Below are 1,952 nucleotides of genomic sequence, written 5' to 3' on the forward strand. Positions count from 1 at the left end.
CGGGCGGGGCTGGACCCGTGGGGACCGCGCGCGGCCCGCGGCTGCACCCCGGCGCCTGGTGGCTGTGGGCGCTGGGGCTCGGCACCGCCGCCACCCGCACCACCAACCCGCTGCTGCTCGGCGTGCTCGTCGGCGTCAGCGGCTACGTCGTCGCGGTCTGCCGCCCGGACGCGCCCTGGGCGCGGTCCTACGGGGCGTTCGTGAAGCTGGGGCTCGCGGTGCTGCTGATCCGGCTCGGCTTCGCGGTCGTCCTCGGCTCCCCGGTCCCCGGCACGCACGTCCTGGTGACGCTGCCCGAACTCCCGCTGCCCGACTGGGCGCAGGGCATCCGGCTGGGCGGCCGGGTGACCGCCGAGGCGCTGGCCTTCGCCTGCTACGACGGGCTGCGGCTGGCCACGCTGCTGATCTGCGTGGGCGCGGCCAACGCCCTGGCCAGCCCGTCGCGGCTGCTCAAGTCCCTGCCGGGCGCCCTGTACGAGGCCGGGGTGGCCGCCGTCGTCGCGCTCACCTTCGCGCCGAACCTGATCGCCGACGTACGGCGGCTGCGGGCCGCCCGCCGGTTGCGGGGCCGTCCCGACCGCGGGGTGCGCGGCCTGCTCCAGGTCGGACTCCCGGTGCTGGAAGGGGCGTTGGAGCGGTCGGTGGCGCTGGCCGCCGCGATGGACGCGCGCGGTTACGGCCGGACGGCGCGGGTGTCGCCCGCCGTGCACCGCGCCACCGGCGCCCTGACCCTCGGCGGGCTGCTCGGGGTCTGCGCGGGGACGTACGGGCTGCTCACCGCCGAGGGCGCCGTCTACGGGGTTCCGCTGCTGCTCGCCGGGGTCGCGGCGGCGCTCGGCGGGCTGCGGCTGGGCGGGCTGCGCTCGCCGCGCACCCGCTACCGGCCCGACGGGTGGGGCGCCCGCGCCTGGCTGGTCGCCGGGTCGGGGACGGCCGTCGCGGCGCTGGTCGTGCTGGCCGGTGCCCACGACCCGGCGGCGCTGCGCCCCGGGTGGTGCCGCTGGTGGCGCCGACGCTGCCGCTGTGGCCCGCCGGGGCCGTCCTGCTCGGCCTGTTGCCGTCCTTCGTCGCACCCGGGGAGCCGTCGTGATCCGCTTCGAGGACGTCTCCGTGACCTACGCGGAGGCGACCGGACCCACTCTCGCCCAGGTGGACCTGGACATCCCGGAGGGTGAACTGGCGCTGCTCGTCGGCCCGTCGGGGGTCGGCAAGTCCACGCTGCTGGGCGCGGTCGGCGGGCTGGTCCCGCACTTCACCGGCGGCACCCTGCGCGGCCGGGTCACGGTGGCCGGCCGTGACACCCGCACCCACCGGCCGCGTGAACTGGCCGACGTGGTGGGCACGGTGGGCCAGGATCCGCTCGCGCACTTCGTCACCGACACCGTGGAGGACGAACTCGCCTACGGAATGGAGTCGTTGGGGCTCGCGCCGGACGTGATGCGGCGCCGCGTCGAGGAGACCCTCGACCTGCTCGGCCTCGCCGGGCTGCGCGACCGCGCGATCTCCACCCTCTCCGGCGGCCAGCGGCAGCGCGTCGCGATCGGCTCGGTGCTCACCCCGCACCCCCGGGTGCTGGTCCTGGACGAGCCGACGTCCGCGCTCGACCCGGCCGCCGCCGAGGAGGTCCTCGCGGTGCTCCAGCGCCTGGTCCACGACCTCGGGACGACGGTCCTGCTCGCGGAGCACCGGCTGGAGCGGGTCGTGCAGTACGCGGACCGGGTCGTCGTCCTCACCGCCCCGGGGACCGCGCCGCTGGTCGGCACCCCGGCCGAGATGATGGCGCTCTCCCCGGTCCACCCGCCGGTGGTCGCCCTGGGCCGCCTGGCGTCCTGGACCCCGCTGCCCCTGACCGTGCGCGACGCCCGCCGCAGGTCGGCCCCGCTCCGGGAACGGCTCGCGGGGAAGGACGCTCCCGCCGCGGGTCCGCCCGCCGCCGTCACCGGCGTCACCGC

Annotated in this window: 1 protein-coding gene and 1 pseudogene; both read left to right on the plus strand. The window is 77.8% G+C overall.

Features of this window, described 5'->3' with window-relative positions:
- Positions 1 to 17 precede the first annotated feature (17 nt).
- Positions 18 to 1,090 (plus strand): annotated as a pseudogene (locus GA0115242_RS33545) (energy-coupling factor transporter transmembrane component T).
- Positions 1,087 to 1,952 (plus strand): ABC transporter ATP-binding protein (locus GA0115242_RS33550; RefSeq protein WP_141721850.1); only part of this gene is annotated, 866 nt, incomplete at its 3' end. The pseudogene GA0115242_RS33545 and the gene GA0115242_RS33550, both read left to right, overlap by 4 nt.

Origin of the sequence: Streptomyces sp. SolWspMP-5a-2 (assembly GCF_900091845.1) — a bacterium.
Classification (GTDB): Bacteria; Actinomycetota; Actinomycetes; order Streptomycetales; family Streptomycetaceae; genus Streptomyces; species Streptomyces doudnae.